Origin of the sequence: Acidocella sp., from assembly GCF_013044125.1 — a bacterium.
GTDB lineage: Bacteria > Pseudomonadota > Alphaproteobacteria > Acetobacterales > Acetobacteraceae > Acidocella.
The window spans coordinates 1-5876 of the sequence record NZ_JABEVC010000138.1; the positions used below are offsets into that span (position 1 = coordinate 1).

Below are 5876 nucleotides of genomic sequence, written 5' to 3' on the forward strand. Positions count from 1 at the left end.
GGCCGCCGCCAACGCGGGCGAAACAATGCCGGTCCCCACCACCCGGTCCTGCAAGCTGGCATAATCCTCGAACACGCGCGTCAGACCCGGAAGCTCGCTCTCCAATGCCAGCAGGGCGGCCAAAATCGCGGCTGCGCCGCCAGAGGACATATCCCCCGCGACACCACCGGGTATCACCATGTCCATCATCAGCCGGTGCCCGAACGCCACCCGCGCGGCCTCGCACAGCGCCTCGCGGTGCAAGGCAAAGCGCGCATCCAGGAATGAGAACCCCGCATCTCCTGCGATCGCCCCAATATCGCTGCCATGGTTCGCCAGGCGCTCCAACTCCGCCATGATCGCGCGCAAATAAACCGCGCGCGGCGGCGGCGTCATTCCCAGCGCGGCCTCGGCCGCATGCGCGAAGGCAATACTGTGGGCAACCGTCGCATCGCCTGAAATCCGGGCCGCAAAGCGGGCCGCCAGCCGTGGCGATTTCCCACGCATCAGCGCCAGCGTGCCCTTGTGGGAATACCCCAGCCGCGCCTCAAGCTTCAGCACCTCCTCACCGCGCAGCGAGAAGCGGAAATGCCCCGGCTCGATGATCGCGGCATGGATCGGCCCAACAGCGACCTGATGAACCCCCTCACCACCAGGGCTGGCAAACTCCGGCCAGGGCGCCGTCCCGTCCGCGCTGCGGAAATGTTCGATCGCCGGGCGCGTGTCCGCCGCCCCGATGGCATTATGGCCATGGCAGTCATGCGCCAGGCGCTGAAACCACACCGCCCCTTTATGGCGCAGCGCCGGATATGCGCCCTCCACCAGCGGCGTCGCCACCAGCTCCGCCGGCTGGTAAAGCGCATAGGCATACTGCGCATCCGTCCACAGGGCGATGAATTTTCCCGCATGCGCCTGCCAGTCCTGCGATGAGAGCAGCTTCATTGCAGCGCCGCCGCGACAGAAGAAAGCGCGTTCAGCAGAAACCACGGCATGGCAAAGGCAATGCCAAACCCCAGCGCCAGCTGCAACCCGGCCAGATTGATGCCAACCCCCGCCTTCTGGTGCTTCGTATGCGGCGGCGCATGGCCAAACACCAGCGGGCCGACATGGCGGATGATCGCCACCGCGCATAAAACAAGCCCCAGACCGAGCGGCAGCGACATATAAGGATCGCGCTGAATGGTCTGGCTGATGATGATGAATTCGCTGGCGAACAAACCAGATGGCGGCAGGCCCGTCAGCGCAAAAACGCAACCGCCGAGCAGCCAGCCGACATATTTGTTGCTGTGGATCATGCCGCGCAGATGCGAGAAGCCATAATTTCCCGGCGCCGCCGAGCCGCGCAGCGCCGCCCCGCGCATCAACGCCTGAAACAGCGCTGATTTTATCAACGTGTGCACCAGCATATGCAGCAGCCCGCCAAAAATCGCCGCCGGGCCGCCAATACCAAAAGCAAACACCGCGATTCCCGAATGCTCAATGGACGAAAAACCAAAAAACCGCCGCGCATCACGCCGCCGCGAGAGCGAAAAGGCGGTGAGCAGCAACGAGGCCAACCCCAGCGTCAGCAAAAACACCCCCGGCTGCAATGCCCCGCCGCCGCCGGCAAAATTCGCCTGCATCAAATGCCGGAACCGTAAAATCGCGATCAGCGCGACATTCAGCATCAACGTGCTCAGCGCCGTGGTCAGCGGTATCGGCCCCTCGGCATAGGCATCGGGCAACCAGCCATGCAGCGGCACCAGCGCCGCCTTGGTGCCATAGCCGAACAGCAGAAACACAAACGCCAGCGTCAGCAGCGAACCATCCAGCTTCGTGACATGCGCGCCAAGCGCCGTGAAACTCATCGCCGCCAGCCCAGGCCCCAGCGCCGGCTGCGCCGCCAGATAAACCAGCATGGTGCCAAACAGCGCCAGCGCGATGCCCACGCCGCCGAGGATGAAATATTTCCACGCGGCCTCCAGCGCCGAGGCCGTGCGCGAGAGACTCACCCCCACCGTCGCGGCAATCGTCGCCCCCTCCACAGCAACCCATAGCAGCCCAATATTATCAGCGTAAAACCCCAGCAGCGTGCTCCCCAGCACCACCTGGCACATCGCATGATACACCCGCCAGCGCCGCACGCTGAGCACCTCGTTGCCGCTCCATACAAAACTGAGATTGCTGAGCGCCGTGGTCATGCAAACAAAACTGGTGAGAGCGCCAAAGATCATCCCCAGATCATCGGCATGGATCAGCCCGCTCCCAGGCTCGAAAAACACACCAACCGTAAACCCGAACACAATCACGTTCAGCGCCAGATTCGCCATCGCCCCCTGCGCGCGCGTGCCGAACACACCAATCGCGGGCGCCGCCAGCAACGGCAGAAACACCGCCGGCAAACAAAGGTTCATCGTCCGCGCCTCTCGATTTCCTCGATGCCGACCAGATCCAGCGTGTCAAAATGCTCGCGGATTCGAAACAGAAACACGCCGATCACCAGGAAGGCCAGCAGCACCAGCAACGCCACTGAAAGCTCGGCGACAAAGGGCATCCCCGGCATGCCGGTGGCCGCCAGCACCAGCCCGTTTTCGGTGGAAAGAAACCCGATCACCTGCGCGATGGCATTGCGCCGCAGCGTCATCACCAGCAGGCCGAGCAGCACGACCGAGAGCGAAATCGCCAGATCCTCGCGCGTGAGCGAAACAGCGCTTACCGTCGTCGGCAACACCACCAGCACCGCAATGCCGATCAACCCAACCCCCAGAATCATCGAGAACCCGACCGGCACGGTGGTTTCCACGGCGCGGACCATGTTGAACCGCTGCACGATCTGGCGCATGCCCATGGGCAGCAAAATACCCTTGATGGCGAGGGTGATGAGGCCGGTGAGGTAGAGATCCCCCGCCCCTTGCGCGAATCCCTGCCAGAACGCCGCGGCGGAGAGGGTGAGCGCCTGCACCTGATACAGCGTGATCATCGCCGCCAGCCGGCGTTGGGAGAGCATCGAGAACGCGCACAGCAGGATCACCCCGCCCATCAGATGCGCCAGCGGATAATCCAGATTCATCCGCCAATCCTCGCCGCCACGAATAAAAACACCCCGGCGAGCACGCCGAGCAACATCGCCACGCCCAAAAATTCCGGCACCCGGAAGACCCGCATCTTGGCCGTGCCGATCTCAAACAGCGAGAGCACCACCGCCATCACGCCCAGTTTCCCAGTCCACAGCACCAGCCCGCCCGGCCAGGTGAGAATCTCCCCCGCGCGCGCCATGCCGAAGGGAAAAAACACCGTGCCGATCAAGCACATCCACACCATCAGCCGCAGCATCGCCGCATATTCGAACAACAGCAGAAACCGCCCGGAATATTCCAGCAGCATCGCCTCATGCACCATGGCGAGTTCCAGATGCCCAGAGGGATTATCGGTGGGAATCCGCCCCGTTTCAGTCAGCGCCACGGCCAGCATGGCTGCCAGTGCAAAGCCCAGCGAAACTGAAATGCCCAGATGCCCGCTCCGGAAGGCCGCCGCCACCCCATCCACCGTAGGCGAATGAGCAATCAGCACGAAACTGATCAGGATCACCAGCAGGGCCGCCTCCGCGAACACGCTAAACAGCGCCTCGCGCGCGGCCGCCGCCCCGCCAAAACCAAAGCCCGACTCCAGCCCCGCCAGCATGGTCGCGCCACGCGCCAGCGCAAACAGACCGATCAATGTAATAAAATCGCCAACATTGGCGGTCAGCAACCCGAGCGAAAACCCCGGCACCAACATTGCCGCCCCGGCCGTGGCGGTAAAACATACAAACGGCCAGATGGAATACAAATCGGTCGCGGTGTCGGGCACCAACGTGGTCTTATGCAGCAACCGGCGCAGGTTGCGGTATGGCTGCACCACCGGCGGCCCCCGCCGCCCAAGCAGCCGCGCCCGCAGCTTGGTCACCAGCCCCATCAACAGCGGCGCCAGAGCAAACACCAAGCCGATATGCAGCAGGGTCGCTACCAGGCGGAGCAGGAACATCCCCATCAGCCCCCCTCACTCAGCCCCAGCGCCAGCAAAAACATCACCAGCGCCACAAACACGAAAGCAAGCCGCTGGCGCATGGTGGAGCGGCGAATATACTCCGCCACCCGCGTCAGCCGCAGGCTCACCTGCGATAAGGGGAACAACAGATAAGCCTCCGCCGGGTCAACGCCCTGCGGCGCCAGCACCCCGCGCGCAATGGCGCGGCGGACCGGCTCGGCAAACCCGGTGGCGCTGGGTTGCGTCAGCGGATCGCCAAAAGGCAACCACGCCGGCGGGCTGCCAAATCCGCATGTCCAGGCCGGCACCTCGCGGGTGCCGCGCACCGCAAAGCGGCGCAGCCCAAAAAACGCGACGGCTGCGGCCGCCGCCAGCAATAAAAACAACGACAGCGGCGCATAGCTGAGCGGCGCCGGGGTGGAATTGGGCGCCAACAGCTGGATAACCGGCTCCATCATGCCCAGCACCACACCCGGCAGCATGGCCACCGGCACGCAAAGAGCCGCCAGAAGTCCCATGCCGGCCAGCGTCGCGCGGTTGGCATCCCCGGCGGCGGCGGCATGCAGGCTGCGCGGACGCCCCAAAAAACCAATGCCGATCAACCGCACCACTGCACCCAACGCCAGCGCGGCGCTCAAGCCCAATCCCGCCAGCAGGGCCGTAAAGCCGATCCGCGCCAGAATCCCGCCCGTGGCGGCGGCCTTGATCACGGCATGCAGCAGCAAAAATTCCGGCGCAAACCCCGGCCCCAGCGGCAGCGCCGCCATCCCCGCGGCGCCCGCCAGCATCAACATGCCCAACCGCGGCATGCCGCGCATCAGCCCGCCCAGCCAATCCAGCGACGTCGTCCCCGTCGCCTTCTTCACCGCCCCAGCCCCCAGGAACAGCATCGGCTTGAACAACCCATGCGCCACCGCGCAAAGCAAAGCCCCCTGCAGGGCGAGCGACGCCAGATCCAGATTCCCCATGGCCTTCGCCCGCAGCGCGATCCCCAGCCCAACCGCGATCAGCCCGGCATGCTCAACCGTCGAACAGGCCAGCATGGTCTTCAGCTCAACCTCGAGCATAGCCCGCAGCGCGCCGATCAATACCGAGGCGGCCCCGGCCGCAATCAACACCGAACCCCACCAGGGCTGCGCCGCCGCACCAAACTCAATAAAAGCATAGCGGATCAGAATATAAAGCGAGACCTTCACCATCCCGCCGGACATCAGCGCCGAACCCCCCTCCGGCGGCGCCGGATGCGCGCGCGGCAGCCATGAATGCAACGGCGCCAGCCCCGCCTTGGCGCCAGCCCCCAGCAACACCAGCATGAACGCCAGCGAACCAGCAGGCAAAAACACCCCAGGGATCAAACAGGCGGCGGAAAACATCGCCATGCCGGCATACAGCGTCGCCGGCCTGGCATCGCCGCGCAGCACCAGCAGCCACGAGGCCGCGCTCATCAGCTCGAAGCCAAAAATCAACGTAAACGCATCACCCGCCAGAAGCGTGAGCACCATGGCGCCCGCGAACACCCAGAACGCGATGGACCCCCGCCGCTCGGCCAGCGCGCTGGCCACAATCTGCGGCACAAGAATGCACAGAAACAGCACGGACAAGGCATCAAGGCGCAAATGCATCCCCTGCCCCGGCAAACCAAACATCAAAGCAAAGGAATTACCCACACCCAGGCCATAGCAAACCAGCCTGCGCGCCGGAAGGCGCATATCTGCATCCCAGGCAACGGGCCTTCATTAAAAAAAGGCCAGGAGATCAATCCCCCGGCCTTTTCCAGTCATATCAGCGCTACAGCAGCCTAGTGGGACACGTCATTGAAAATGCCGTGTCCCACTAGCGTCATATTTAGCGCGCGCCGCCCACCAACCCGCGCGCAGTACCCTGCGTCATGA

The 5876-nt window shown here is 64.2% G+C and carries 5 protein-coding genes; all 5 read right to left on the minus strand.

Annotated elements, in window-relative coordinates:
* Nucleotides 1-921 (minus strand): nickel-dependent hydrogenase large subunit (locus HKL97_RS08865; RefSeq protein ID WP_291424486.1); only part of this gene is annotated, 921 nt, incomplete at its 3' end.
* Entirely contained in the window at nucleotides 918-2372 is a 1455-nt protein-coding gene (locus HKL97_RS08870; protein WP_291424488.1) for a proton-conducting transporter membrane subunit, read from the minus strand. The genes HKL97_RS08865 and HKL97_RS08870, both read right to left, overlap by 4 nt.
* A complete protein-coding gene (locus tag HKL97_RS08875; RefSeq protein WP_291424490.1) occupies nucleotides 2369-3028 on the minus strand; it encodes a hydrogenase-4 component E in 660 nt (219 codons plus the stop codon). Before HKL97_RS08875 ends, HKL97_RS08870 begins: the two co-directional genes overlap by 4 nt.
* A complete protein-coding gene (locus HKL97_RS08880) occupies nucleotides 3025-3981 on the minus strand; it encodes a respiratory chain complex I subunit 1 family protein (RefSeq protein ID WP_291424492.1) in 957 nt (318 codons plus the stop codon). The genes HKL97_RS08875 and HKL97_RS08880 overlap by 4 nt, the downstream gene beginning before the upstream one ends.
* Nucleotides 3982-3986: 5 nt before the next feature.
* Complete coding sequence (locus HKL97_RS08885) at nucleotides 3987-5606, minus strand: proton-conducting transporter membrane subunit (RefSeq protein WP_291424494.1); 1620 nt, start codon at nucleotides 5604-5606, stop codon at nucleotides 3987-3989.
* Nucleotides 5607-5876: the final 270 nt, after the last annotated feature.

Coding starts and splice junctions, on each gene's coding strand:
- HKL97_RS08870 (WP_291424488.1), bottom strand. CDS start 2,372: ATGAACCTTTGTTTGCCGGCGGTGTTTCTGCCGTTGCTGGCGGCGCCC.
- HKL97_RS08875 (WP_291424490.1), bottom strand. CDS start 3,028: ATGAATCTGGATTATCCGCTGGCGCATCTGATGGGCGGGGTGATCCTG.
- HKL97_RS08880 (WP_291424492.1), bottom strand. CDS start 3,981: ATGTTCCTGCTCCGCCTGGTAGCGACCCTGCTGCATATCGGCTTGGTG.
- HKL97_RS08885 (WP_291424494.1), bottom strand. CDS start 5,606: ATGCATTTGCGCCTTGATGCCTTGTCCGTGCTGTTTCTGTGCATTCTT.